At 72.3% G+C, this 25,013-nt stretch carries 25 protein-coding genes; 5 read left to right on the forward strand and 20 right to left on the reverse strand.

What is annotated here, in order from left to right:
* Window positions 1-72: 72 nt before the first annotated feature.
* From AMK24_RS08815 to AMK24_RS08830, 4 genes are all read right to left on the reverse strand, one after another.
* Window positions 73-1,356, reverse strand: a complete 1,284-nt coding sequence (locus tag AMK24_RS08815; protein ID WP_073766842.1) for an aspartate aminotransferase family protein — start codon at window positions 1,354-1,356, stop codon at window positions 73-75.
* Window positions 1,353-2,195, reverse strand: coding sequence for a nitrilase-related carbon-nitrogen hydrolase (locus tag AMK24_RS08820; protein WP_073766845.1), 843 nt, complete (start codon window positions 2,193-2,195; stop codon window positions 1,353-1,355). Before AMK24_RS08820 ends, AMK24_RS08815 begins: the two co-directional genes overlap by 4 nt.
* Window positions 2,196-2,452: 257 nt before the next feature.
* Complete coding sequence (locus AMK24_RS08825; RefSeq protein WP_073766847.1) at window positions 2,453-2,833, reverse strand: PPOX class F420-dependent oxidoreductase; 381 nt, start codon at window positions 2,831-2,833, stop codon at window positions 2,453-2,455.
* Window positions 2,834-2,959: 126 nt separating this feature from the next.
* Window positions 2,960-3,229 (reverse strand): helix-turn-helix domain-containing protein, encoded by a 270-nt coding sequence (locus AMK24_RS08830; protein WP_073766849.1) that lies wholly within the window; start codon window positions 3,227-3,229, stop codon window positions 2,960-2,962.
* 73 nt (window positions 3,230-3,302) lie between these two features.
* Here AMK24_RS08830 and map point away from each other — a divergent pair, with 73 nt between their 5' ends.
* Window positions 3,303-4,070 carry a type I methionyl aminopeptidase gene (map, locus tag AMK24_RS08835; protein ID WP_073768687.1) on the forward strand — a complete coding sequence of 256 codons (768 nt, stop codon included), beginning with the start codon at window positions 3,303-3,305 and terminating at the stop codon, window positions 4,068-4,070.
* Between the two features lie 80 nt (window positions 4,071-4,150).
* Here the strand turns inward: map and ggt are convergent, their stop codons facing one another.
* Complete coding sequence (gene ggt, locus AMK24_RS08840; RefSeq protein ID WP_073766851.1) at window positions 4,151-5,968, reverse strand: gamma-glutamyltransferase; 1,818 nt, start codon at window positions 5,966-5,968, stop codon at window positions 4,151-4,153.
* A 106-nt stretch (window positions 5,969-6,074) separates the two neighbouring features.
* On the opposite strand from ggt, the gene AMK24_RS08845 reads away from it, so the two are divergent.
* Both AMK24_RS08845 and AMK24_RS08850 read left to right on the forward strand, forming a co-directional pair.
* Window positions 6,075-6,800 (forward strand): hypothetical protein, encoded by a 726-nt coding sequence (locus AMK24_RS08845; RefSeq protein WP_073766853.1) that lies wholly within the window; start codon window positions 6,075-6,077, stop codon window positions 6,798-6,800.
* Between the two features lie 265 nt (window positions 6,801-7,065).
* Entirely contained in the window at window positions 7,066-8,667 is a 1,602-nt protein-coding gene (locus tag AMK24_RS08850) for a CocE/NonD family hydrolase (RefSeq protein WP_073766855.1), read from the forward strand.
* A 32-nt stretch (window positions 8,668-8,699) separates the two neighbouring features.
* Here the strand turns inward: AMK24_RS08850 and AMK24_RS08855 are convergent, their stop codons facing one another.
* The 5 genes from AMK24_RS08855 to AMK24_RS08875 form a co-directional block, all read right to left on the reverse strand.
* Window positions 8,700-9,590 (reverse strand): amino acid ABC transporter permease, encoded by an 891-nt coding sequence (locus AMK24_RS08855; protein WP_073766857.1) that lies wholly within the window; start codon window positions 9,588-9,590, stop codon window positions 8,700-8,702.
* Window positions 9,587-10,231 (reverse strand): amino acid ABC transporter permease, encoded by a 645-nt coding sequence (locus AMK24_RS08860; RefSeq protein WP_073766859.1) that lies wholly within the window; start codon window positions 10,229-10,231, stop codon window positions 9,587-9,589. Before AMK24_RS08860 ends, AMK24_RS08855 begins: the two co-directional genes overlap by 4 nt.
* A gap of 14 nt (window positions 10,232-10,245) precedes the next feature.
* The gene (locus AMK24_RS08865; RefSeq protein WP_073766861.1) at window positions 10,246-11,175 is read right to left on the reverse strand and encodes a glutamate ABC transporter substrate-binding protein; all 930 of its coding nucleotides are present in this window, start codon (window positions 11,173-11,175) and stop codon (window positions 10,246-10,248) included.
* Window positions 11,176-11,185: 10 nt separating this feature from the next.
* Complete coding sequence (locus tag AMK24_RS08870; protein ID WP_073766863.1) at window positions 11,186-11,929, reverse strand: amino acid ABC transporter ATP-binding protein; 744 nt, start codon at window positions 11,927-11,929, stop codon at window positions 11,186-11,188.
* 147 nt (window positions 11,930-12,076) lie between these two features.
* Window positions 12,077-12,517: a DUF6278 family protein gene (locus AMK24_RS08875; protein ID WP_073766865.1), complete on the reverse strand. Its 441-nt coding sequence runs from the start codon at window positions 12,515-12,517 to the stop codon at window positions 12,077-12,079.
* A gap of 192 nt (window positions 12,518-12,709) precedes the next feature.
* On the opposite strand from AMK24_RS08875, the gene AMK24_RS08880 reads away from it, so the two are divergent.
* Window positions 12,710-13,489 carry an SDR family NAD(P)-dependent oxidoreductase gene (locus tag AMK24_RS08880; protein ID WP_073766867.1) on the forward strand — a complete coding sequence of 260 codons (780 nt, stop codon included), beginning with the start codon at window positions 12,710-12,712 and terminating at the stop codon, window positions 13,487-13,489.
* A gap of 141 nt (window positions 13,490-13,630) precedes the next feature.
* Here AMK24_RS08880 and AMK24_RS08885 read toward each other — a convergent pair whose 3' ends face one another.
* From AMK24_RS08885 to AMK24_RS08930, 10 genes are all read right to left on the reverse strand, one after another.
* On the reverse strand, window positions 13,631-14,377 hold the full coding sequence (locus tag AMK24_RS08885; RefSeq protein WP_073766869.1) for a Clp protease N-terminal domain-containing protein: 747 nt from the start codon (window positions 14,375-14,377) through the stop codon (window positions 13,631-13,633).
* A 79-nt stretch (window positions 14,378-14,456) separates the two neighbouring features.
* On the reverse strand, window positions 14,457-15,236 hold the full coding sequence (locus AMK24_RS08890; RefSeq protein ID WP_073768689.1) for an exodeoxyribonuclease III: 780 nt from the start codon (window positions 15,234-15,236) through the stop codon (window positions 14,457-14,459).
* A 90-nt stretch (window positions 15,237-15,326) separates the two neighbouring features.
* Window positions 15,327-15,980 carry an MBL fold metallo-hydrolase gene (locus AMK24_RS08895; protein ID WP_073766871.1) on the reverse strand — a complete coding sequence of 218 codons (654 nt, stop codon included), beginning with the start codon at window positions 15,978-15,980 and terminating at the stop codon, window positions 15,327-15,329.
* Window positions 15,981-15,992: 12 nt separating this feature from the next.
* Entirely contained in the window at window positions 15,993-17,336 is a 1,344-nt protein-coding gene (gene pcaDC, locus AMK24_RS08900; RefSeq protein ID WP_073768691.1) for a bifunctional 3-oxoadipate enol-lactonase/4-carboxymuconolactone decarboxylase PcaDC, read from the reverse strand.
* A 496-nt stretch (window positions 17,337-17,832) separates the two neighbouring features.
* On the reverse strand, window positions 17,833-18,429 hold the full coding sequence (locus AMK24_RS08905) for a hypothetical protein (protein WP_073766873.1): 597 nt from the start codon (window positions 18,427-18,429) through the stop codon (window positions 17,833-17,835).
* A 68-nt stretch (window positions 18,430-18,497) separates the two neighbouring features.
* Entirely contained in the window at window positions 18,498-19,664 is a 1,167-nt protein-coding gene (locus AMK24_RS08910; RefSeq protein WP_073766875.1) for an ROK family glucokinase, read from the reverse strand.
* Between the two features lie 154 nt (window positions 19,665-19,818).
* Complete coding sequence (locus AMK24_RS08915; RefSeq protein ID WP_073766877.1) at window positions 19,819-20,676, reverse strand: ATP-binding cassette domain-containing protein; 858 nt, start codon at window positions 20,674-20,676, stop codon at window positions 19,819-19,821.
* A complete protein-coding gene (locus tag AMK24_RS08920; protein WP_073766879.1) occupies window positions 20,673-21,719 on the reverse strand; it encodes an ABC transporter permease in 1,047 nt (348 codons plus the stop codon). Before AMK24_RS08920 ends, AMK24_RS08915 begins: the two co-directional genes overlap by 4 nt.
* Complete coding sequence (locus AMK24_RS08925; protein WP_443333905.1) at window positions 21,716-22,726, reverse strand: sugar ABC transporter substrate-binding protein; 1,011 nt, start codon at window positions 22,724-22,726, stop codon at window positions 21,716-21,718. Before AMK24_RS08925 ends, AMK24_RS08920 begins: the two co-directional genes overlap by 4 nt.
* A gap of 286 nt (window positions 22,727-23,012) precedes the next feature.
* On the reverse strand, window positions 23,013-23,771 hold the full coding sequence (locus AMK24_RS08930; RefSeq protein ID WP_384579593.1) for a GntR family transcriptional regulator: 759 nt from the start codon (window positions 23,769-23,771) through the stop codon (window positions 23,013-23,015).
* Between the two features lie 128 nt (window positions 23,772-23,899).
* On the opposite strand from AMK24_RS08930, the gene AMK24_RS08935 reads away from it, so the two are divergent.
* Window positions 23,900-24,919, forward strand: a complete 1,020-nt coding sequence (locus AMK24_RS08935; protein WP_073766885.1) for a Gfo/Idh/MocA family protein — start codon at window positions 23,900-23,902, stop codon at window positions 24,917-24,919.
* Window positions 24,920-25,013: the final 94 nt, after the last annotated feature.

Raw genomic sequence — 25,013 nt, forward strand, 5'->3', positions numbered from 1 at the left:
CCGCCGGCCCGGTGGGCGCGGCACGGGGCGGCCCCGCGCGGTTGGTGTGCGTACGGGCCGGCGGGGGCGGGGTCAGTCCGCCGCGTGCAGGGCGTCCGCGAGGATCGCCGCGCCTTCCTCCGCCTCGGCGACGGTCAGGGTCAGCGGCGGGGCGATCCTGAGGACGCTGGTGCCGTGTCCACCGCCCTTGCCGATGAGCAGTCCGCCCGCGCGGGCCGCTTCGAGGACGGCCGCCGCGGCCTCGGGGTCGGCCTCGTCGGTGCCGGGCTTCACCAGCTCGACGCCGAGCATCAGGCCCCGGCCGCGCACCTCGCGTACGGCGGGAAACGCGGCGGCGATGCCGCGCAGCCGTTCGATGAGGAGTCCGCCGACGCGCCGTGCGTTGCCCTGGAGGTCGTGTTCCAGGAGGTACGAGAGGTTGGCGAGCGACGCGGCCATGGTGACGGGCGAACCGCCGAAGGTGGAGATGGAGTTGGCGTCGAGGCAGTTCATCACCTCGGCACGGGCCACCACTCCCCCGACCGACATGCCGTTGCCGATGCCCTTGGCGAAGGTGAGGACGTCCGGCGGGCCGTGCTCGGCGTGTGCCTGCCAGCCCCAGAAGTGGTCGCCCGTACGGCCCCAGCCGGTCTGCACCTCGTCCGAGATCCACAGCACCCCGTGGCGGTCCAGGACCTGCCGGAAGGCGGCGTACAGCCCGTCGGGCGGGGAGGTGAACCCACCGACCCCCTGAATGGGTTCGGCGATCAGGGCGGCGGGTTTCCGGGTGTGGCCGAGCAGGTCCTCCAGGTCGGCGACGCACGCCTCGATGAACCGGTCGTCGCTCAGCCCGGCGTACGGCCCCCGGGTGCGGACGCCGCCGTGGACGTACAGCGTCTGGAGGGGCGACAGACTCGTGGGCGACCACGCCTGGTTGCCGGTGACGGAGACCGTGGAGAACGAGCGCCCGTGGTAGCTGTTGCGCATCGCGAGGATCTGGTTGGACCCGCGGTAGGCGGTGGCGAGCAGCAGGGCGGTGTCGTTGGCCTCGGTGCCGGAGGTGGTGAAGAAGACCCGGGCGTCGGGGATGCCGGAGAGGGCGGCGACCCGTTCGGCCATCTCCACCATGGGGCGGTTGAGGTAGAGGGTGGAGGAGTGGATGATCCGTCCGGCCTGCTCGGCGACCGCCTCGGTGACCTCGGGCAGGGCGTGGGCGGTCATGGTGGTGAGGATGCCGCCGAAGAAGTCGAGGTAGCGGTTGCCGTCCGCGTCCCGGACGTAGCGTCCTTCGCCGTGGGTGAGTTCGATGGGGTGGCGGTAGTAGAGGGCCAGCCACTCGGGGCTGACGGCGCGGTGGCGCGCGTACAGTCCGCTCACGGCTCCACCAGCCCCCCGTAGGCGTCGGGCCGTCGGTCCCGGTAGAAGGCCCACTGTGCGCGGACCTCCTCGATCAGGTCGAAGTCCAGGTCGCGGACGAGGAGTTCCTCCTCCTTGTCGCTGGCGACCTCCCCGACGAACCGGCCGCGCGGGTCGACGAAGTAGCTGGTGCCGTAGAAGTCGTTGTCGCCGTACTCCTCCCGGCCGACGCGGTTGATCGCGGCGACGAAGTACTCGTTGGCGACGGCGGAGGCGGGCTGTTCCAACTGCCAGAGGTGACTGGAGAGTCCACGCGAGGTGGCGGAGGGGTTGTACACCAACTGGGCTCCTCCGAGTCCCAGTTGCCGCCACCCTTCGGGGAAGTGCCGGTCGTAGCAGATGTAGACGCCGACCTTGCCGACGGCGGTGTCGAAGACCGGCCAACCGGCGTTGCCGGGTTTGAAGTAGTACTTCTCCCAGAACCCCTTGACCTGCGGGATGTGGTGCTTGCGGTATTTGCCGAGGTAGGAGCCGTCGGCGTCGATCACGGCGGCGGTGTTGTAGTAGAAACCGGACTGCTCGATCTCGAAGACCGGGACGACGATCACCATGCCGGTCTCGCGGGCCAGCTCCCGCATGCGCCGGACCGTCGGCCCGTCCGGGACCGGCTCGGCCCAGCGGTAGTGCTCGGGTTCCTGCACCTGGCAGAAGTAGGGGGCGTTGAACACCTCCTGGAACCCGATGATCCGCGCACCCTGCCGGGCGGCCTCGCGCGCGTGCTCCTCGTGCTTGGCGATCATGGACTCGGTGTCGCCGGTCCAGGCGGCCTGGACGAGTGCGGCGCGGACGACGTGGGACATGGGCTGCTCCTTCGACGCGGCGTCAGAGAGCCCTCGGCGTCTCTACGCACGTAGACCGGTGCATGGAGGGAGAACGTAAGCCCGTCCGTCCGGCGGGGCAAGACCATCGCCGTGAACCGATGGAGTCGATCATGTTTCGCACCCGACCGGTCCACAACGGACACGTGCCGACCGTCGCCCGGCGCCTCACGCCCCCGCACACCGGCCGCCGCCCGGACCCGCGCCGCGGAGCTCCGGCCCCTCGCCCCGCATCCGGTTCAAAAGGTGACGGCGATCCCGGTGTGCGGACGCTTGCCGAGGCGGACGACCGTGGACGGCCAGTCCACGAGCCAGAACTTCCAGGTGTACTTGCGGGCCAGCAGCTTGCGCACCGCGCGGGTGCCGTCCTCGTCGAGCAGTTTCGCCGTACCCTCCGCGCCGGGGGCCCCGTCGGCGATCCTGCCCCGTACGTCGCAGACGGTGACGACGACCTTGTCATTGCCGCGCAGCCGCTTGACCTTCCACGAGTCGGAGCGGGTCCAGACGTAGAGCACACCGTCCTCGACCGCGGCCCACACGGGCGTCGCGACCGGGGCGCCGCTCTTCCGGTAGGTGGTCAGGCTGACGTACTCGCTGCGCGCGAAGTCCTGGAGGGTCACGACGCGACCCTACGCGCCTCCGACGGCACGGTGCGCATGGGCCTCCCGCGCGCCCGTCCAGGGCGTGTTTCGAAAGCGCCTCCGAGCCCGCCCTCCGGACGGACGGCGCTCCTCCCGAAACACGCCTTAGGCGGTCAGCGGCTCCGCGGCCCGTTCCGGGGCGCAGCGGCCGAGGATCTCGTCCATGGAGAGGCCCAGCGCGCCCGCGAGGGCGGCCACGGTGAAGAAGGCGGGGGTGGGGGCGCGGCCGGTCTCGATCTTCCGGAGGGTCTCCGCGGAGATGCCGGCGCTCGCGGCGACGGCCGCCATGCTGCGCTCCCCGCGCGCCGCGCGGAGCAGTGCGCCGAGCCGTTCGCCGCGCAGGCGCTCTTCGGGTGTCAGAGGGGTACGGACCATGTGCCCACCCTACTACGGAACACTCTTTCTATACCGTCATTACTATACCGCTTCGACCGGTATAGTAATGGGCATGGTGCACATCAAGACGGACACAGACATCGCAGCGATGCGCGAGGCCGGCCGGGTCGTCGCGCAGGTCCTGACCCGGGCGCGCGAGGTGGCGGCGGTCGGCGTGACCCCGCGCCGACTGGACGAGGCCGCCCGCGAGGTGCTGAGCGGGGCCGGCGCCTCCTCCCCCTTCCTGGACTACAAGCCCCACTTCGCGCCCACCCCCTTCCCGGCGGTGATCTGCGTCTCGGTCAACGACGCGGTCGTGCACGGCATCCCCTCCGCCGAGCCGCTGCGCGACGGGGACCTGGTGAGCGTGGACGCGGGTGCGCTCCTCGGCGGCTGGGCCGGCGACTCGGCGGTCAGCTTCACCGTGGGCGAGCCCCGCCCCGAGGACACCCGGCTCATCACCGCCGCCGAGGAGGCGCTGGCGGCCGGGATCGGCGCGGCCGTGGTGGGCAACCGGATCGGCGACATCGCCCACGCGATCGGCACGGTCTGCCGCGACGCGGGCTACGGCATCCTGGAGGGCTACGGCGGGCACGGCATCGGCCGGTCCATGCACGAGGACCCGTCCGTGCCGAACGAGGGGCGGCCGGGCCGGGGCATGGTGCTGCGGCACGGAATGGTCCTGGCCATCGAGCCCATGCTGCTCGCCGGGGGCCTCGACGAGTTCCGCCACGACGAGGACGGCTGGACGCTGCGGACCACCGACGGGAGCCGGGCCTCGCACGCCGAGCACACGGTGGCGATCACGGACGAGGGCCCACGCGTCCTCACCGCGCTGTAGACGGCCCGGGCGGGACCGGGGCCGGCGCCGCGCCGCGTCGCGTGGCGCCGGCCCCGCCGCGCCTGCCGCGTCCGGTGGGGTCAGTAACGGCCGCCCGGACGCACCACCATGGCCGAGCCGCCGCCGCGGCGCACCTTTTCCGCCGCCGCCAGCCAGCGGCCGTCCGGCAGCCGCTGCACCCCGGTGGCCGCTCCGATCTCCGGGTTCTGGCGGAAGGCGTGGCCGAGCTTCTCCAGCTCCGCGCGGACCGGGCTGTTCCACAGCTCCGGCTCGATCTCGGTCGTCGGCGCGTTGCGCTGGCTGGCGCGCGGCGCGGCGATCGCGTCGACCAGCGGGAGCCCCCGGTCCAGGTGTCCGGTGAGCGACTGGAGGACGGTCGTGATGATGGTGGCCCCGCCCGGCGAGCCCAGGGCCAGCACCGGCTTGCCGTGCTTCAGCACGATGGTCGGGGAGATCGACGAACGCGGGCGCTTGCCCGGGCCCGGGAGGTTCGGGTCGTGGACCGCCGGGTTGGCCGGTGCGAACGAGAAGTCGGTCAGCTCGTTGTTGAGCAGGAACCCGCGTCCGGGCACGGTGATGGCGCTGCCGCCGGTGGACTCGATCGTCAGCGTGTAGGCGACGACGTTGCCCCACTTGTCGGCGGTCGTCAGGTGCGTGGTGTTCTCCCCCTCGAACGTCGTCGGCGCGGCCGTGCCGCCACTGCCGCACCGCTCGGGGTTTCGCGGGTCGCCCGGCGCCAGCGGGCTGGTCAGCGCCTTGTCGTCGCGGATCAGGCACTCCCGGGCGTCCGCGAACCGCTGGCTCAGCAGTTCCCTGGTGGGGACGTCCTCGAAGGCCGGGTCGCCGACCCAGCGGCCCCGGTCGGCGAACGCGATGCGGCTCGCCTCGATGAGCCGGTGCAGGTACTGGACCCGGTCGGCGCGGGAGAGGTCGGTGGACTCCAAGATGTTGAGGGCCTCGCCGACGCTGGTACCGCCGGACGACGAGGGGGCCATGCCGTAGACGTCCAGACCCCGGTAGCCCACCTTCGTCGGGTCCTTGCGCAGAGTCCGGTAGGCGGCGAGGTCCTGGCGGGTCAGGTCACCGGGGCGCACCACCCGTGTGGCGTCCGGATCGACGGGCGGCTTGCGCACCGTACGGACGATGTCGTCGGCCAACTCGCCCCGGTACACCTCCCGGACGCCCTCGCGGCCGAGCTTCTCGTACGTACGGGCCAGGTCGGGGTTCTTGAACACGGACCCCACGGCGGGGAGTTCGCCGCCCGGCAGGAAAAGTTCCGCGGAGGCGGGGAAGTCGGCGAACCGGGCCTGGTTGGCGGCCGTCTGCGAGCGGAAGGTGCCGTCCACGACGAAGCCGTCCCGCGCCAGGCGTTCGGCCGGTTCCAGCAGCGTACGCAGGGACTTGCTGCCCCAGGCGTCCAGCGCCCGCTCCCAGGTGGCCGGGGTGCCGGGGACGCCGACGCCGAGGCCGCTGGTCACGCCCTCCTCGAACGGGATCGGCTTGCCGTTCTCCAGGAAGAGGGAGGAGTCGGCGCTGCGGGGCGCGGTCTCGCGGCCGTCGATCGTGCGTACGGTGCGGGTCTTCGCGTCGTAGTGGACGAAGTAGCCGCCCCCTCCGATGCCCGCCGAGTACGGCTCCGTCACGCCGAGGGCAGCCGCCGTGGCCACGGCGGCGTCCACCGCGTTGCCGCCCTTGCGCAGCACCTCGATCCCGGCGGCCGAGGCGTCCGGGTCGACGCTCGCGACGGCTCCCCCGTGGCCCACCGCCACCGGGGACTTGGGCGGCGCGGGCCTCGCGGCGGCGGGCGGCGCCGAGGCCGCCGGAGCGGCGGCCCCCATCGACGCCACCACGGCGAGGACGGCCAATAGTGACGTGTTCCGGCCGACGGAACGGCGCATACGTACCTCCAGTCAACGGATCTCCCGCCGCAGGGTAGTCCCGGGGGGAACGGATCGTCAGGACCGCCTCGAACGGTTACCCGAATGCCCGATACCATGCGCGCCCATGACGGACGACGTGCGCAACATCGTGCTGGGCGTGATAGCCACCGGGATCAGCGCCTCACTGGGCTGGATCGCCCGTACCTGGCTCTGGCGCCGGGGGCTCCGCCGCAAACAGGCGTTCTTCGGATTGCCGTCGCACTCCGAGTGCCTGCTCGTCGTCAACCGCTACGCCGGCGCCGAAGGGTCCGTCCACCGCCACGACGCCTTCGCCCTGCTGGAACTCTCCGCGCTCATCAAGGACTGCGGGGCCCAGGCGCAGATCGTCACCCACGACGCGGCGCGGCAGGGGTTCGGGGAGCGTACGGAGTTCTGCGTCGGCGGGCCGACGTCCAACCAGCGGATGGCCGCGCATCTGCGGACCCTGCTGCCCGGGGTGAGGATCAACGTCGAGCGGGAGCCGGGTCCGGACCGGGTGGCGTTCCAGATCGGTTCGGAGCGCTACCGGATGGAGCCGGGGACCTCCGAGTACGTCCTGCTCGCTCGACTGACGGGTGGTCAGGACGCGCGTCCCGTCTTCCTTTTCTGCGGCCAGCGGGCCATCACCAACCAGGCGGCCACCCGTTATGCCGTCCGTCACCACGAGCGGCTGCGCCGCAAGCACGGCGCCGCGTCGTTCTGCCTGCTGCTGCGGGTCGTCAACTCCGATGCGTACGGCCCCGATGTGGTCGAGCTGGTCGGCGATGTGACACGCGAGGCCCAGGCCCCCGCGCCCAGCGCCCCGGCCTAGGGCAGGCCGCCGGCCCGTCCCCGCCACCGCCCGTGCCGCCGCGCCCGCACGGCCGTGGCGGTGATCTCGCCGGCAGCGCGGACGGGCGGGCCGGAGCGCCGAGTGCGCCCCGAAGCGGCCCGGTAGCCCCGGTTCCGCCCCCGACCGCTACTGACGCCGCGTCCAACAATCGTTACCTTCACGCAACGCGCCCGGTAGTTACCAGCGGTAAACGACCGGGGTTACCGTCGGGTCACTTTGCACTGACCCGCGTGAGGAGTGACCCGTGGTACGTCCGAAACCGGCACTGCGCACCACCGCTTCGATCACCACCGCCGCCGTCCTGCTCGCCGGGGCCGCGCTCGGCGCCGCCCCGACCGCGACGGCCGCCCCCACCGGCGCTTCCGCCCCCGCGAGCACGACGGCGAAAGGCCTGACGTTCCACGACATCCCCGGCTCCGGCGGCATCACGCTCAAGGGCAACGTCGTGACCCCGGCGGGTGCGCCCGCCGGGGCGAAGCACCCCCTCATCGTCTTTCCGACGAGCTGGGCGATGCCGCAGATCGAGTACCTGGCGCAGGCCCAGAAGCTCGCCGACTCCGGTTATGTGGTGGTGAGTTACACCTCGCGCGGCTTCTGGCTCTCCGGCGGGGAGATCGAGGTCGCCGGTCCGCCGGACATCGCGGACGCCTCCGCCGTCATCGACTGGGCGCTGGAGCACACCTCCGCCGACCCCGACCGCATCGGCATGGGCGGCGTCTCCTACGGGGCGGGCATCAGCCTGCTGGCCGCCGGGCACGACCCGCGCATCAAGGCGGTCGCCGCCCTCAGCGGGTGGGCCGACCTGATCGACTCGATCTACAGCGGGCGCACCCAGCACCTCCAGGCCGCCGCCCTGCTCGGCGGCGCGGGCCTGGTCACCGGTCGGCCGAGCGACGAACTCACGCGGACGCTCAAGGACTTCCTCGGCTCCAACCTGGACAAGGAAGCGGAGATGATCGCCTGGGGGAAGAAGCGCTCCCCCGCCGCCCACCTGGACGCGATCAACGCCAACGGCGCGGCCGTCATGATGGGCAACGCCTGGGGCGACACGATCTTCCCGCCCAACCAGTACGCCTCGTTCTACGACAAGCTCACCGGCCCCAAGCGGCTGGAGTTCCGCCCCGGCGACCACGCCACCGCCGAGCTGACCGGCCTGTTCGGGCTGCCCAACGACACCTGGACGAACACCCGCCGCTGGTTCGACCGCTACCTCAAGGACGAGCGGAACGGCATCGACACCGAGCCGCCCGTGCAGCTCAAGTCCCGTACGGACCAGGGGTACGAGGGGTACCCGGACTGGAAGTCGGTCGGCGCGGTGCGCAACCGCATTCCGCTGGACGGCGCCAAGACGGTGTGGGCGAACGTCGATTCGGGCGCGAACGGCGGCATCACGCTGCTGTCCAACGCGCTGGACCAGTTCCTCAAGCTCCCGCCGGCGGTCTCCGTGCCGCTGCTGCCGCGTACGTTCGCGGGCGTGTGGCAGTCGGAGCGGTACGCCACCGAGCAGCGCGTGCGGGGGACGTCCCGGCTGCACACCACGGTCACCAGCACGAAGCCGAGCGGCACCTTCGTCGCGTACCTCTACGACGTGGGGCCCCTCGGCGTCGGCAAGCTGGTGAGCAACGCTCCGTACACCTTCCACGGGCAGACGCCGGGCCGGCCGTTCCCCGTCGACCTGGAGCTGTACTCCACGGCCTACGACGTCCCGGCCGGTCACCGGCTCGCCCTGGTGATCGACACCGTCGATCCGCTGTACATCGAGCACAACCCGACCGGCGCGCAGCTGACCTTCTCCTCGCCCGGCACGGACCCGAGTCATCTCTCGGTCCCGCTGCGCGAGAAGTGATCACCGGCTGCTGCCGGGCGGGCACTGCCCGGCTACTGCCCTCCCGGCAGCAGCGTTCCTGGTTCGGCCGGGCCCACCCCGACCGCTTCGGTCTTGAGGTTGCGCCGCTCCCTCCTGGCCACCCAGGTGGCGAACCAGGAAAGCAGCATGCACAACCCGATGTAGATCGGAGAGATCACCATCACGACCGGGATGAAGGGAAGATCGTAGTCGAGATTGGACGCGATGAGCTTTCCGGCGTGGAGGAATTCCTCGTAGGTGATCAGATAGCCGAGCGAGGTGTCCTTGAGCGCGACCACCAGCTGGCTGATGATGGTCGGCAGCATCGCGCGGACCGCCTGGGGGGCCAGGACGTAGGTGGTGACCTGCGTCTTGCGCATGCCGAGGGCGTACGCGGCCTCGCGCTGGCCCCGGTCCACGGAGTTGATCCCGGTGCGGAACACCTCCGCGAGGACGGATCCGTTGTAGAGCGTGAGCCCGGCGACCAGGGCGGGCAGCGGCTGGACCTTCAGCGCCACGAAGATGAAGAAGATCATCACCAGCACCGGCATGGCCCGGAAGAACTCGACCAGGACCGTGGAGGTCCAGCGCAGCACCCGGTGCTCGGAGAGCCGGCCGACCGCGAGGACCGCGCCGAGGACGAGCGAGAGGACCGCCGCGTACGCGAACGCCTTGAGGGTGTTGCCGAGGCCGCGCAGCAGCAGTTCCTGAATGCCCTTGTACTCGAAGGGCGTCCACTTCTGCGCGGTGAACTGACCGGTGTCGAAGAGGAGATAAACGATCCAGCCGAACAGCGCGGCGATCAGGACCGTCGCGGCGATCCCGTACAGGCGGTGGCGTCTGCGGGCCACCGGGCCTGGGATGTCGTAGAGCGCGGTGGCCTCGGGAGCGGCCGGTGCGCGGTTGCGGGTCTTGGTGGTCATCGGGCCACTCCCCAGCGCTTCTCCATGACGGTGAACAGCGCGCTGATGGTCAGGGTGATGATGAGGTAGCCGACGGCGATCCAGACGAAGGACCAGATGATGCTGTAGCCCAGCTCGTTGAGCGTCTTGTAGGTGCCGAGGAGTTCGGTGACGCTGAACGCTCCGGCGATCGCGGAGTTCTTCGCCAGCGCGATCAGGGTGGAGCCGACCGGCGGGATCACCGACCGGAACGCCTGCGGCAGCACCACGGCGGCCAGGGTCTGGCCGAAGTTCATCCCGAGGCTGCGGGCGGCCTCGCCCTGGCCCGTGGGCACGGTGTTGATGCCGGAGCGCAGCACTTCGCAGATGAAGGCCGAGGTGTAGCAGCCGAGCGCGATGACGGCGAAGACCTGGAACGGCAGGACCAGTCCGAAGCGGGGCAGGCCGAGCAGGACCGCGAAGAACAGCAGGGTCAGCGGGGTGTTGCGGAGCACGGTGACCCAGACCGTGCCGAGCACCCGGAGGGCGCCGACGGGCGCGACCCGGAAGGACGCCATCAGGAAACCGAGGACGAGTGCCAGTACCGAGGCGTAGACGGTGAGTTGGACCGTGCCGAGGAATCCCTTGCCGTAGAGGGAGAAGTTCTCTGTCAGTACATCCATGGGTGGCCGTCCCCTCAGGTCGCCGGGTAGCGGTCGATGGGCGGCGGGGCCGGCGCGGGCGCTCCGGAGAGTCCCAGCGTCGCTTCGTACGCCTTCTTCCAGTTGCCGTTCTTCTCGTTGGCCTCCAGCGCGTCGTTGAGCGCCTCGCGCAGGGCGTTGTCGGCGCGCGGGACGCCGATGCCGTACGGCTCCTTCGAGAAGGGCTTGCCGACGACCTTCATCTCGTCCGGCGCCTTGGCCGCGAAGCCCAGCAGGATGGCGTCGTCGGTGGTGACGGCGTCGACCTGGAAGGTGAGCAGGTTGTCGACGCAGATGGAGTACGTGTCGTACGCGACGAGGGTCGCCCGGGGGTAGTCGGCGGCGATCCGCTGGTAGGGCGTGGAGCCGGCCGCCGAGCAGACGGTCCTGCCCGCCAGGTCCTGCGGGCCGTGGATGTCGTCCTCGTCGGTGCGCACCAGCAGCCCCTGGCCCGCCATGTAGTACGGGCCGGCGAAGCCGACGAGCTTCTTGCGCATGTCGTTGATGGTGTAGGTGCCGACGTAGTAGTCGATCTGCCCGTTCTGCAGGGCGGTCTCGCGGTTGGCGGAGGCGATCGTGCGGAAGCGGACCGTCCGCGGTTCGAAGCCGAGCGAGGCCGCCATCATGCGGGCGATCTCGATGTCGAACCCCGTGTAGGCCCCGCTCGCCGGGTCCTTCTCCCCCAGGTACGGCTGGTCCTCCTTGGCGCCGACCGTGAGATAGCCGCGCTTCTTCGCCCTGGTCCAGGTGCGGGAGTCCGGCAGCTCGAAGCCGGTGTCGACCCGGTAGACGGGCAGTTCGTCGGCCTTGGGGCCCTTGACCGGCGGGCTGCCGTCCTTGCCGCAGCCGGCGGCGAGCGCGGCGAGCAGGAGGCCGGCCACGAGGGCTGCGGTCCTGCCCGTACGCGTGTTCCTCGTACGCAACATGGAATCCTCCTCAGTGCTTGAGGATCTTGGACAGGAAGTCCTTGGCTCGGTCGCTCGACGGGGACGTGAAGAAGTCCTCGGGGACGCGGTCCTCGACGATGCAGCCGTCGGCCATGAACACGACGCGGTTGGCGGCCGATCGGGCGAAGCCCATCTCGTGGGTGACGACGATCATCGTCATCCCGTCCCGGGCCAGCTGCTGCATGACCTCCAGGACCTCGTTGATCATCTCCGGGTCGAGCGCGGAGGTGGGCTCGTCGAAGAGGAGCGCCTTGGGATCCATGGCCAGCGCGCGGGCGATGGCCACGCGCTGCTGCTGCCCGCCGGAGAGCTGGGCGGGGAACTTGTCGGCGTGGGCGGCCAGGCCGACCCGCTCCAGCAGCTCCCGGGAGCGCCGGTCCGCCTCGTCCTTCTTGCGCTTGCGGACCTTGACCTGGGCCAGCGAGACGTTGTCCACCACGGTCTTGTGGGCGAAGAGGTTGAAGGACTGGAAGACCATGCCGACTTCGGCGCGGAGCTGGGCCAGGCCCTTGCCCTCGGCGGGGAGGGGCCGCCCGTCGATGGTGATGCTGCCGGACTCGACCGTCTCCAGCCGGTTGATCGCCCGGCACAGGGTGGATTTCCCGGAACCGGAGGGGCCGATGACCACCACCACCTCCCCGCGGCCGACGGTGAGATGGATGTCCTGAAGTACGTGCAACTCTCCGAAATGTTTGTTGACGTCCCTCAGTTCGATCAACGGATCGACGGCCATGCGCTGCCCTACCCACTTGTCGCTGTGTCGAGGTCAGCGCAAACTATCCATCGCGAAAAGGGACTTCGCACCCGACACGCGTGAATGGTGCAAAAGGCTGTTTATCTATCGAGGTGATGAGATCCGCGACCGGTCGCGGCCGAGAGGTCAGTTCTCGGCCGACTCCGCGTAGACCTGGGAGAGCTCGGGGCTGCCGGACACGGCCCAGTCCAGCCCGGCGGCGACCACGTCGATTTCCCGACCGGACTCCAGCCGCACCACGGGCTGCCCGCTCGGCCACACGTCCCAGGCCGCCCCGGGGACGGTCCGCACGATCACCGTGCCGAGGTAGAGGCCGGCGTCGTTGCCGAGCCAGGGAAGCTCCTCGGGATCGTCGCGCCAGCGGGGCGACAGCTGGTCGAGCGCGGCCAACGAAGCAGGGGCGTCGTCGAGTTCCAGTCCCTGCTGCCCCGCCCGGACACGCAGCAGCTCGCACTCGGCGAGCAGCTCGGCCACGCCGTCGGGATCCGTCTCGACGGCGGCGGCGAGCGCGGCCCCCCGCGTACCGCCCTGACGCTTACGCCAGTTGTCCAAGAAAGGGATGTTCATACCACTAGGGTCGCATCCTGGCCGTGCTCCGCACCACAGGGCGCGCGGGCCCCGTCCGCGCGGACGGGGCCCCCGACGAAGGCGGCGGACGGCTGGTGCGGGACCTCGCAGGGCGGCGCCTCAGGGCCTGTCGTCCCACTGCCGTCGTCGCCCGAAGGGCGGCAGTGCGACGACAGGCCATAGGGTTCGGACATGAGTGCGCAAACGTATGTGTCGGACCTGTTCTCGCTGGACGGGAGGGTCGCCGTCGTGACCGGGGGCAGCTCCGGGATCGGTCGGGCCATCACCGGTGCTCTCGCCCGGGCCGGGGCGAGTGTGGTGGTGGTGGCCCGGCGGGAGGCCGAATTGAAGTCCACCGTGGAGGAGTTGACCGCCGACGGGTGCCGGGCCGCCTGGGTGGGCGCCGACGTGGGGACGGGCGAGGGGGTGCGGGCCGCCGCCGACGGGGCGGTCGCCGCCTTCGGGGAGCCGGACATCCTCGTCAACTGCGCCGGCGTCAATCTGCGGCCGCCCATGGGCGATCTCGGTGAGGACGTCTGGGACACCACCATGGCCGTGAACCTGAAGGCCCCGTACCTGCTGGGGCAGCGGTTCGGGCCCGGCATGGCCGAGCGCGGGTACGGGCGGATCATCCACGTCAGCTCGCAGCAGGCCCACCGCGCCTTCGTGAACAGCGGGGCGTACGGGGTGTCCAAGGGCGGGCTGGAGTCGCTGGCCAGGTCGCAGGCGGAGGCCTGGTCGCCGCACGGCGTCACCGTGAACACCCTCGTGCCCGGGTTCGTGCTGACGCCGCTGAACGCGCGTCTCCAGGCGGACCCGGAGAAGGTGGAGTCGCTCGCCGCCCGGACCCTCGTCGGGCGCAACGGCCTTGCCGAGGACTTCGCGGGGGCCGCCGTGTTCCTGGCGGGCCGCTCCTCGGCGTACGTCACCGGGCAGTCCGTCTTCGTGGACGGCGGGTTCTCGGTTCACTGACGGCCGGCGCGACCCGCACCCCGGCGGCCTGGGCGGCGGCGACCCGGCCCCGGCCGCCCGTACCGCCGACCCCGGCGCACCGGCCCTCGCCCGGCGCCCGGGCGGCGGGCCCCGAGCCCGCCGCCCTCGCCGGACAGGCGGTCAGGAGTCCTGCCGGCCCAGCGAGGCGGCGACCTCGGCGACGGCCGTTTCGACGGCCCGCGAGGTGGCGTCCTTCTCCACGCCGAGGCCGGACAGCACTCCGGAGCCCGCTTCGAACTCCAGCAGCGCCAGCAGGATGTGCTCCGTGCCCACGTGGTTGTGGCCGAGCCGCAGCGCCTCGCGGAAGGTCAGCTCCAGGACCTTGCGCGCGTCCGCGTCGTACGGGATCAGCTCGGGCACGTCGCCGACGGCGGCGGGGAGCGCGGCGGAGGCCGCCGCGCGCAGGGCGTCGGGCGTGACGCCCTGGCCCGTGACGACCCGGGCCGCGATGCCGTCCGGCTCGGCGAGGAGGCCGAGCGCCAGGTGGGCCGGGGCGATCTCGGCGTTGCGGGCGGCCTGGGCCTCGTTGTTGGCCGCCACGACGACGTTGCGGGCGCGGGGGGTGAACCGGCCGAAGCCCTGGCTCGGGTCCAGGTCGGGTGCTCCCTCGCCCTTCTTGGGCACGAAGCGCTTCTGGGCCGCCTGGCGGGTGACCCCCATGCTGCGGCCGATGTCGGTCCAGGAGGCGCCGGAGCGGCGCGCCTGGTCCACGAAGTGGCCGATCAGGTGGTCGGCCACGTCGCCGAGGTGGTCGGCGGCGATGACCGCGCCGGAAAGCTGCTCCAGGGCGTCGTCGCCGGTCTTCTTGATGGCCTCGATCAGGTCGTCGAGACGGACGGGAGGTGTGGCGGGAAGAGGCTGCGTCATACGTCAACCCTAAGTTGACACCCGACGAGTGTCAACCTTGGGTTGTCAGTCGGGAGCGGCCTCCTCCCCCGGCCCCGGCTCAGAGATCCAGGTCGACGACCACCGGGGCGTGGTCGGACGCGCCCTTGCCCTTGCGCTCCTCCCGGTCCACGTAGCTGTCCTGAACGGCGGCCGTGAAGGGGGCGTTGCCGTAGGTCAGGTCGATCCGCATGCCCTTGTTCTTGGGGAACCCCAGCTCCCGGTAGTCCCAGAAGGTGTACGCGCGGTCGTACTTGAGGGGGCGGGGCAGCACCTCGCCCAGCCCCTCCGCCTCCAGGGCGGCGAGGGCGGCGCGCTCGGCGGCCGTCACGTGCGTGGCGCCCTCGAACAGCGCCCGGTTCCAGACGTCCTCGTCGGTCGGGGCCACGTTGAAGTCGCCCAGGACCGCGAACGGCAGGCTCCCCGCGGCGTCGGCCGCGACGGCCTTCCGCAGCGCCTCCAGCCAGCGCAGCTTGTACGCGTAGTGCTCGTGCCCGACCTCGCGGCCGTTGGGCACGTACACCGACCACAGGCGCACCGGGCCGCAGGTCGCTGAGACCGCGCGGGGCTCCTGGACGCCCTCGTACTCCGGGCCGCCGGGCAGGCCGACGACGACGTCGGCGAGGCCGACGCGCGAGAGCAGCGCGACCCCGTTCCACCGGCCCGTGGCGTTGACGGCGGACTCGTACCCGGCTTCGCGCAGGGCTTCGGCGGGGAACTGCTCCGCCGTGCACTTGGTCTCCTGAATGCACAGCACGTCGGTGCCGCTGCTCTCCAGCCAGGCCAGCAGCCTCGGCAGCCGGGCGGTGATCGAATTGACGTTCCAGGTGGCGATGCGCATGGCCACCAACCTAGCCGCTCCCTCCGACAGTCGGCGAAAACCCGCCGCCCCGTGGGGGACGGCGGGCCGGGCAGGGGGGCGCGGGCCGCCCTACAGCTCGGTGACGCCGCCCGGGGCCAGCCTCCCGTGGTCCGCCCCGCCCAGCGCCCCGATCTGGTTGTCGTAGATCGGCCGGGCCAGGTCGGTCAGCAGGGCGTCGTGGACGTCGATCGCGCGGCGCGGCTTCACCTCGCGTACGTAGTCGATGACCTCGGAGATCTTGCTCCAGGGGGCCATCACCGGCAGCAGCAGCGTGTCCACGGGCCGCTCGGGCACGGTCAGCGCGTCGCCGGGGTGGAAGACCGAACCGTCCACCAGGAAGCCGACGTTGGTGATCCTCGGGATGTCCGGGTGGATCACCGCGTGCAGCTCACCGTGCACGGTGACGTCGAAACCGGCGGCGGAGAACGCGTCCCCGTCGCCCACGGTGTGCACCCGTCCCGGGAACGCGGCCGTCAGCCGCTCCGCCACGCTGCGCAGCGTCCAGACCTCGGCCGCCGGGTTCGCCTCCAGGCCCGCCCGCAGCCGCGCCTCGTCGAAGTGGTCCGGGTGCTCGTGGGTGACCAGCACGACGTCCGCGCCGAGCGCCGCGTCGTCCTCGGAGAAGCCGCCCGGGTCGATGACCAGGACACGCCCCTCCTTCTCGATCCGGACGCAGGAGTGGGTCTTCTTGGTGAGGGTGAGTGCCCCGGGCGATGCGTTCATGACTCCATCCTGCTACGCGGGCGGGGTGGTTTCCTCCTGGATCACCTTGCCCACCACGGCGAAGGCGGCTCCGGCGGCCGGGAGGCCGCAGTAGACCGCGGTCTGGAGCAGGACTTCCTTGATCTCTGCGGGCGTCAGGCCGTTGCGCAGAGCGGCGCGGGTGTGCGCGGCCAGGCCCTCCAGGTGGCCGGAGGCGACGAGCGCGGTGAGCGTGATGCAGCTGCGGGTGCGGCGGTCGAGGCCGTCCCGGCTCCAGACCTCGCCCCAGGCGTACCGGGTGACCAGCTCCTGGAAGTCCTCGGTGAAGGCGTCGGACGCGGCGTTCACCGCGTCGACGTGGGAGTCCCCCAGCACCTCGCGGCGTACCCGCGTGCCCTGCTCGTACCGGTCGTCGGACGTCGGCGCCGCGGCGTCGGGCGCGGCGGGCGGGGCGATCTCGGCGACCGGGGCGAAGGGGGCGGCGGAGGCGGCGGGCCCGGGCGCGTGGGGCAGGACGGGGATGGCGGCCGAGGTGTCCTGCTGCCAGGCGGTGGAGAAGTGCGTCAGCAGCAGGTCGCTGACGGCGGCGGGCTGCTCCACGGGCGCGAGGTGGGAGGCGCCGGGGACCAGCGCCAGGCGGGCGTCGGGTATCCCGGCGACCAGCGTGCGGGCCTCGGCGGGGCCGGTGACCTGGTCCTCCGCCCCGACCAGCACCAGGGTGGGGACGCCGATCCGGCCCAGCGCGCCCCGGATGTCGAACGCCGCGAGCGCCTCGCACGCGGCGATGTAGCACCCGGGGTCGGTGGTGCGCACCATCTGCACCGCCCACTCGACGATGGCGGGCTGCGCGGCGGCGAAGCCGGGGGTGAACCAGTGCTCGGGGGCGGTGCGGGCCATCGGCTCCAGGCCGTTGGTACGGACGATCACGCCGCGCCGGCGGAACTCGTCGGCCGTGCCGAACCGGGGGGAGGAGGCGACCAGCGCCAGGGAGGCGACCCGGTGGGGGTGGCGCAGCGCCAGGTCCGCGCCGACCGCCCCGCCGATCGAGCAGCCCGCGTAGCCGAACCGCTGGACGCCGAGCCCGTCCAGGGTCGCGAGCAGCCGGTCGGCCAGGTCGGCCACGGAGGCGGCGGCGTGGGCGGGCGCGCCGCCGTGGCCGGGCAGGTCGTAGCGGAAGACCCGCCAGTGCTGGGACAGCTCGGGCACCTGGCGGTCCCACATGTGCCACGTCGTGCCGAGGGAGGGCCCGATGACCAGGACCGGGGCGTCCTCCGGCCCGTCGAAGCGGTACTGGAGCGTCCGGGGAAGCCCGCTCGCGGCGGGCGGCCCCTGGGCGCCGCCGTGCGACGCCTGCGGGCCCGGAGCGCCGTGCGGCAGGGGCGTGGCGTGCGCGGCCTGCGGTACGGGAGGGGCGTGCGGGGCGGCTCCGGCGTGCGGGCCGGGGGTTTCCTGCGGGGCCTGCGGCACGGGGGCGGCGGGCGGGCCGGATGCCGTCCCCGGCCCCGGGGCGGTCTGCGGCGTCGGGCCGGGGGGCGGCGGGGCGTACGGGCCCTGCGCGGCCGGCTGCCCCGGCGCCGGGGGCCGCGGGGCGGACGCGAGGTGCTCCGGCTGCGCGGACGCCGGGGCCTGGGGGAACCCGGGCGCGGCGCCGCCGCCCGGGGCCGGGTAGGAGGGCGCCGGGTCCGGGTACGGCTCCGGGGCGGCCGGCGGAGGCATGGCGTCCGGTCCCCGGTGCGGGGCCGGGACCGCCTGGTGAGGCGCTCCGTGGTGCGGGGCGGGACCGCCCGGGTGGGGGGCCTGCACGGGCTGCGGGGTCGTCTCGCTCACTTCGCTCACTCGCTCCAGGTTACTGAGCGCCCCTCCGGCCCCCGGGTCAGGGGGTCGCCGCCGATACGACGTATACGACAGGACTGGCCGGATCGGTCATGTTGACCGTGATGTTCTGGGTGGGGCGCGGCTTCTTGTTGCTGTGCGTGGTGCCGGCCCAGCGCTCTCCGGCGCCGAAGGACCAGCCGGTGATCTTGATGTCCCGTTGGCTGATGGTGATGGTGTCCGGCTCCAGCGCGGCGCGTCCGGTGCCCACTCCGGACAGGAAGCGGTCGAGGCCGGCGGAGGTCGTCCGGAACTTCGCGTACATCCGGCTGGCCTTCCAGTTGTTCGTCTCGTAGTACTGGACGCCCTGTCCGTTGCCGGGAATGGGGATCTCGAAGATCCGGCGCTGCATCTTGGAGGGCCAGCCCTCCCGGAGCCCCTGGGCGGCCGCCTCCGCCTCCTTGTCCTGGCCCGAGCGGCGGCTCTGGCCGGCCGAGATGAGCAGGTAGCCGGCCGGGATGCCGATCAGCAGGACGATGATCGTGGCGGTGATGAAGCGCCGCTTGACCACATGCCGCGGGTCCTCGGGCGGCTTCCCCCCGCCGTCGCCCGGAGACTCCGACTGGTGCGGCACCACGGGGTGCTCGGCTGCGATCATGATCAGTGGTCCCTAGGGTGCTGCGGCGTGCGTACGGGAAAGGGGACGCCGGGGAGGGCGGCCGCGGTTCAGTCGGCGGTGCGGGTGGGCCGGGTGTTGCGGAGGGTGCTCGCCGCCTGGTCGTAGAACTGGGCGTACCGCTCGTACCGCTCGACCCGGCGCCGGTTGGCCCGGCGGAAGCGGCGGGCGACCAGCCTGGCCAGGTCCGCGGCGCCGACCATACCCGCCTCGGGGCCGAGCTGCGCCTTCGCGATGCGGGCCTCGGGGCGGTAGCCGCGCCCGGTGAGGTGTCGCTTGAAGGCGTCCCGGGCCGGGTTGATCAGGAGGTCGTCGGCGGCGCTGACACCGCCTCCGATGACGAAGCAGGAGGGGTCGAGCGCGGCGGCCAGGTTGGCGATGCCGACGCCGAGCCACTGGCCGATGTCCTGGAGGAGTTCGATGCACATCGCATCGCCCTCGCGGGCCAGTTCGGTGATGAGCGGCCCCGTGATGTCGGAGACGTTGCCCTTCACCCGGTCCAGCAGGTAGTGCGCGACCGGGGAGTCGGCGGCGGCCAGCTCCCTCGCCTCGCGGACCAGGGCGTTGCCGGAGCTGTACTGCTCCCAGCAGCCCCGGTTGCCGCACGGGCAGCGGTGGCCCGAGGGCACCACCTGCATGTGGCCGAACTCACCGGCCACCCCGTACTTGCCGCGCTTGACCCGGCCGTCCTCCAGGATCGCGCCGCCGATGCCCGTACCGAGGGTGATCATGACGAGGTGGTCCTCGCCGCGGCCCGCTCCGAAGCGCCATTCCGCCCAGGCGGCGGTGTTGGCGTCGTTGTCGACCATGACGGGGACGACGAGGCGGGAGGCGAGGGCGTCGCGCAGGGGCTCGTCGCGCCAGGCCAGGTGCGGGGCGAACAGCACCTTGGAGCGGTCGGCGTCCACCCAGCCCGCCGCGCCGATGCCCACCGCGTGGACGTCGTGCCGGTCGGAGAGGTCCAGGACCAGTTCGACGATGGTGTCCTCGACGACCTTGGGGCTCTTGGACTTGTCGGGCGTCTCGGTGCGCAGCTGTTCCAGGATGTTGCCGTCGGCGTCGACGACGCCGGCCATCACCTTGGTGCCGCCGATGTCGATCCCGACCGTGGGGACGCGGGGCGCGGACAGGTGCGAGCGGCGTTCCTTGGTGCCGACGGTCTTGAGGACGGTGGCGCGGGCTGAGCCGCGGTGTGCGAAGTCGCGGTACGTGCTCATCGTCCCTGCGGGGTCTCGGGGGCGGGCCGCTGTCGCGGCCGGCGGCGGACGGCGCCCGCCGCGCTCGATTCTGCCACTGCCCGCACCCGGCGGCCGATGGCCGGGGTCGGCCGCGCCGGGGCGGAAGCCCGGTGCGGCCGGGGCGGGCGGCGGGTCAGGGGGTGTCGTCGGTCGCGGTGGAGGCGCCCGGGAGGGTGGGGGCCGGGGTGCGCTCCAGCTCGTGGCTCAGCTCCTCCAGCTCGCTGCCGCCCGCCATCTGCCGGGTCAGTTCGTCCAGCGTGATCTCGTCCCTGGTGTGGCTGCCGGACATCGTGCCCCGCTTGAGGAGGACGAACCGGTCGCCGACGAGGTGGGCGTGGTGGGGGTTGTGCGTGATGAGGACCACGCCGAGCCCGGCGTCGCGGGCGGCCGCCACGTACTTGAGGACCACGCCGGACTGCTTGACGCCGAGCGCGGCGGTCGGCTCGTCCAGGACGAGGACCTTCGCGCCGAAGTAGACGGCGCGGGCGATGGCCACGCACTGGCGTTCGCCGCCGGACAGGGTGCCGATGGGCTGGTCGACGTCGCGCAGGTCGATGCCCATGCGGAGCAGTTCCCTGCGGGTCGTCTCGCGCATCGTGCGGACGTCGAGGCGCTTGAGGGGGCCGAAGCCGGTGGTGGGCTCGGAGCCGAGGAAGAAGTTCCGCCAGACCGGCATCAGCGGGACGACGGCCAGGTCCTGGTAGACGGTGGCGATGCCCCGGTCCAGGGCGTCGCGCGGGTTGGCGAGCACGGTCTCCTCGCCCTCGATCAGGAAGCGCCCGGAGTCGTGCCGGTGCAGTCCTGCGATGATCTTGATCAGGGTGGACTTGCCGGCGCCGTTGTCACCGAGGACACAGGTGATCCCGCCCGCGTGGACCTCCAGCGAGACGTGTTCCAGTGCCTTGATGTTGCCGTAGAACTTGGAGACGTCGTCCAGCTCCACCAGGGGTCCGGCGGTCGCTCCCGCCGTGCTGTCGGGGGTGGCCGTCATGTCGTCGCCTCCGCGCGCTTGCGCACCCACGCGTTGAGCAGGGTGGCCAGGAGCAGCATGGCTCCCAGGAAGAATTTGAACCAGTCCGGGTTCCATTCGGCGTACACGATGCCCTTGCTGGTCATGCCGAAGATGAGGGCGCCGACCGCCGAGCCGATCGCGGAGCCGTAGCCGCCGGTGATCAGGCAGCCGCCGATGACGGCGGCGATGATGTACGTCAGCTCGTTGCCGACGCCCTCGCCGGACTGGACGACGTCGTAGCTGAACAGCAGGTGCTGGCCGGAGACCCAGGCGGCGAAGGCGACGCCGAGGTACAGCCCGATCTTGGTGCGGATGACCGGGACGCCGACCGCGCGGGCCGCGTCCGCCTCGCCGCCGACGGCGAAGATCCAGTTGCCGAAGCGGGTACGGAGCAGGATCCAGGTGGCGACGGCGACCAGGGCGATCCACCACAGGATGGTCACCTTGAGCTGGATGCTTCCGAGGGTCAGCGTGGAGGCGAACAGGGCGTGGGCCGAGTCGAAGCCCTCCATGTCGCCGATGGCCTTGGTGGAGACGGTTCCGCTGATGAGCTTGGTGAAGCCGAGGTTCAGGCCGGTCAGCATCAGGAAGGTGCCGAGCGTGATGATGAAGCTCGGCAGTTTGGTGCGGGTCAGCATGAAGCCGTTGAACGCGCCGATGGCGAGGGTGACCAGCAGCGAGACCAGGACCCCGACCCAGACGTTGGCCGTCATCTGGTAGCTGAACATCGAGGAGACCAGCGCGGAGCTGGTCACCAGGACGCCGGCGGAGAGGTCGAACTCGCCGCCGATCATCAGCAGCGCGACCGGGGCGGCCATGATGCCGAGGACGGAGGCCGCGTACAGCACGGTGCCGAGGCTGGAGGCCCGCAGGAAGCTGTCGGCGACGATCGCGAAGAACAGGAAGACGGCCGCCGCCCCGACGACCGAGCCCAGTTCGGGGCGGCCGAGGAGCTTGCGCAGCGGCGAGGTGCGCACCAGGCGTTCGTCCGGCCGGTCGGGTGCGGCGGTGGAGCCGCTCATCGGGTGCCCCGCTCGGTGTAGTCGGCCAGGGCGTCGGCGTCGTCCTTGGTGATGACCTGGGGGCCGGTGAGGACGGGGAGGCCGCCGCCGAGGACGTTGCGGTTGTAGCGGTAGAGCCAGAGCAGGTCGACGGCCTGGTAGCCCTGGAGGTAGGGCTGCTGGTCGACGGCGAAGCCGAGCTTGTCGCTCTGCAGGCCGGTAGCGACCTTGGCGTTGAGGTCGAAGGTGTCGATCTCGGCCTTGCTGCCCGCCGTCCGCTTGGCCTGGACGGCCGCGTCGGCGAAGGGGGCGCCGAGGGTGACGACCGCGTCGATGTCCTTGTCGGACTGGAGCTTGGCCTCGATGGACGCGGTGACGTCGGGCATGTTGGTGCCGTCGACGTACAGGTTCTGCAGGGTGCCGTCGAAGGTCTTCTTCGCCCCGGCGCAGCGCTGCTCGTGGCCGACGTTGCCCTGCTCGTGCAGGACGCACAGGGCCTTCTTGCGGCCCCGTTCGTTCAGCTCGTCGCCGACGGCCTCGCCGGCGATGGCCTCGTCCTGGCCGATGTGGGTGAGCGCCCCGAACTCCTTGGACTCGGCGGAGCCGGAGTTCACGGTGACGACCGGGATGCCCGCCTTGACGGCCTTGGCGACCACGGCCTTCATGGCGTCGGGCTTGGCCAGCGAGACGATCAGCCCGTCGACCTTCTTGTCGATCGCGGTCTGGACGAGCTGGGCCTGCTGGTTGCCCTCGTCGTTGTGCGAGTAGAGGAAGTTGATGTTGTCCTTGAGGGCGGCCTGCTCGGCGCCCTTCTGGACGATGTCCCAGAAGGTGTCGCCGTCGCCCGAGTGGGTGACCATGGCGAAGGTCCAGCGCGGTGTGTTCACCGCGGCCCGTCCCTCGGCCGCGGCGGCCGCGCGCTCCTCGGCGCGCTTGCCGCCGGTGCTGCTGCATCCCGCGAGGGAGGCGACCAGCGCCACTGCCAGCACGGCGCCCACCGCGCGTACCCCTGTCCGAACCCTTGCCACGACGCCGTGCCCTTCTACTGCTGCTCGCTGTGCGCTTCGCTCGACCGGACGGGGCGTGTACGGCCCCGGGCCGGCTGCCCAAGTATCCCCGAGCCCTGCCCGCTCCCGCCCGCGCCCCCGTCCGGTCCGGCGTTCACGGGCGCGGCCCGTGCCCGGTGAGCCCGACGGACACAGGAGCCTGGGGCACGGGACCGGGGGAACGCAACCCGTGTGCACGCGGCGGTCGCGGGCGGGTGCGCCCGCGGGCGCGGGGCCCGGCGGGCGGGCGCCGAGCGGGGGCGGCCGCTCAGGGGCGTACGAGCAGCTGGAACTCGAAGGCGTACCGCGTCGCCCGGTACACGTGCGAGCCGAATTCGACCGCCCGCCCCGTGGCGTCGTACGTGATCCGCTCCATCGTCAGCAGCGGCGCTCCGGGCTGCTCGTCCAGCGCGCGGGCCTCCTCCGCCGTCGCGGCGCGCGCGCCCACGGACTGGCGGGCGCTGTGCAGGGTGATGCCGGCCGTGCGCATCAGCCGGTAGAGGCCCGTCGCTTCCAGGTCCTCGGTGCGCAGCGGCAGCAGCACCGGCGGCAGGTGGTTGCGCAGCAGGGCCACCGGTTCGCCGTGAGCGCTCCGCAGCCGCTCGACGAGGCGCACCTCGCTGCCCTCCGCGACGCCGAGCGCGGCGGCGACCTCCGCGTCCGCCGGTTCCGTGGTGGCGCGCAGGACCCTGGTGGTGGGGTGCTGCCCGGCGGCCTCCAGGTCGTCGTAGAGCGAGCTGAGCTCCAGCGGGCGGCGGACCTGGCGGTGGACGACCTGGGTGCCCACCCCCCGGCGGCGGACCATGAGGCCCTTGTCGACGAGCGACTGGATGGCCTGGCGGACGGTGGGCCGGGACAGGCCGAGGCGCGCGGCGAGGTCGATCTCGTTCCCGAGCAGGGTGCCGGGGGCCAGGCGGCCCTCCTCCACGGCGGCCTCCAACTGCTGTGCCAGCTGGAAATAGAGCGGCACCGGGCTGGTGCGGTCCACGCTCAGCGGCAGCGGCCGGTCGGTTCCATGTGCGGTCACGGAGCGAGCGTAGTTCGCTTGTCCGGACAAAGCCATGGCGCGTCGGGGCACGGACCGCCGGCGCACACCGCTCCATTTGTCAGGACAAACGCTTGACATGATGACCGGGCGAACGAGACCTTGGGCCCATGCGCATCGGACTGATTGGAACGGGGCGGATCGGCACATTCCACGCGGAGGTGCTGAGCCGCCATCCCGCCGTGGACGCCCTGCTGCTGGCGGACGCGGACCCCGAGCGGGCGGCGCGCGCCGCCGTACGGACCGGGGCCTCGGCGGTCCGGGTGGAGGACCTGTTCACCGGGGCGGGCGGGGCGCGGGGGCTGCCCGACGCCGTGGTGGTCTGCTCGGCGACCTCGGCCCACGCCGGGTTCATCGCCCGGGGCGCCCGCGCCGGGCTGCCGGTCTTCTGCGAGAAGCCGATCGCGCTGGACCTGCCCGGCACCCTGGCCGCGCTGGCGGAGGTCGAGGCGGCGGGCAGCGTGCTCCAGCTCGGCTTCATGCGCCGCTTCGACGCGGGGTACGGCGAGGCCAGGGCGGCCGTACGGGGCGGGAGGCTCGGCCGGCTGCACACCGTGCGGGCGGCCACCTCCGACCCCGCCCCGCCGCCCGCCGCCTACCTCCCGCTCTCCGGCGGGCTGTACCGCGACTGCCTCGTCCACGACTTCGACATCCTGCGCTGGGTGACGGGCCGGGAGGTGAGCGAGGTGTACGCCACCGGCTCGGACGCCGGGCCCGCGATGTTCCGGGCGGCCGGGGACGTGGACACGGCGGCCGTCGTGCTCACCCTCGACGACGGGACGCTCGCCACCGCCACCGCGACCCGGTGCAACGGCGCCGGGTACGACGTGCGGATGGAACTGGCCGGGGAGCTGGACCAGATCGCCGTCGGCCTGGACGACCGCACGCCGCTGTCCTCGGCCGAGCCGGGCGGCCCCGGCGCCCCGGCGAAGCCCTGGCCGGGGTTCCTGGAACGGTTCGCCCCGGCGTACGAGGCGGAGCTGGACGCGTTCTTGCGGGTGGTCCGCGGTGAGCTGGCCAATCCGTGCGACGGGCGCGAGGCCCTGCACGCCCTGCGGATCGCGGAGGCGTGCGAGGTCTCCCGCCGGGAACGCCGGCCGGTCGCGCTGGCCGAGGTCCCCGGCGGCTGAACCGGAACCGCGTCCCCGGGCCGGGGCCGTACCCGATCGGGCCGGAACCGCCCCCGGCGGGGCCCCGGGGCCCGGACGCGTCGCGGCGGTCCGG

This window comes from Streptomyces sp. CB02366 (assembly GCF_001905905.1).
Lineage (GTDB): Bacteria > Actinomycetota > Actinomycetes > Streptomycetales > Streptomycetaceae > Streptomyces.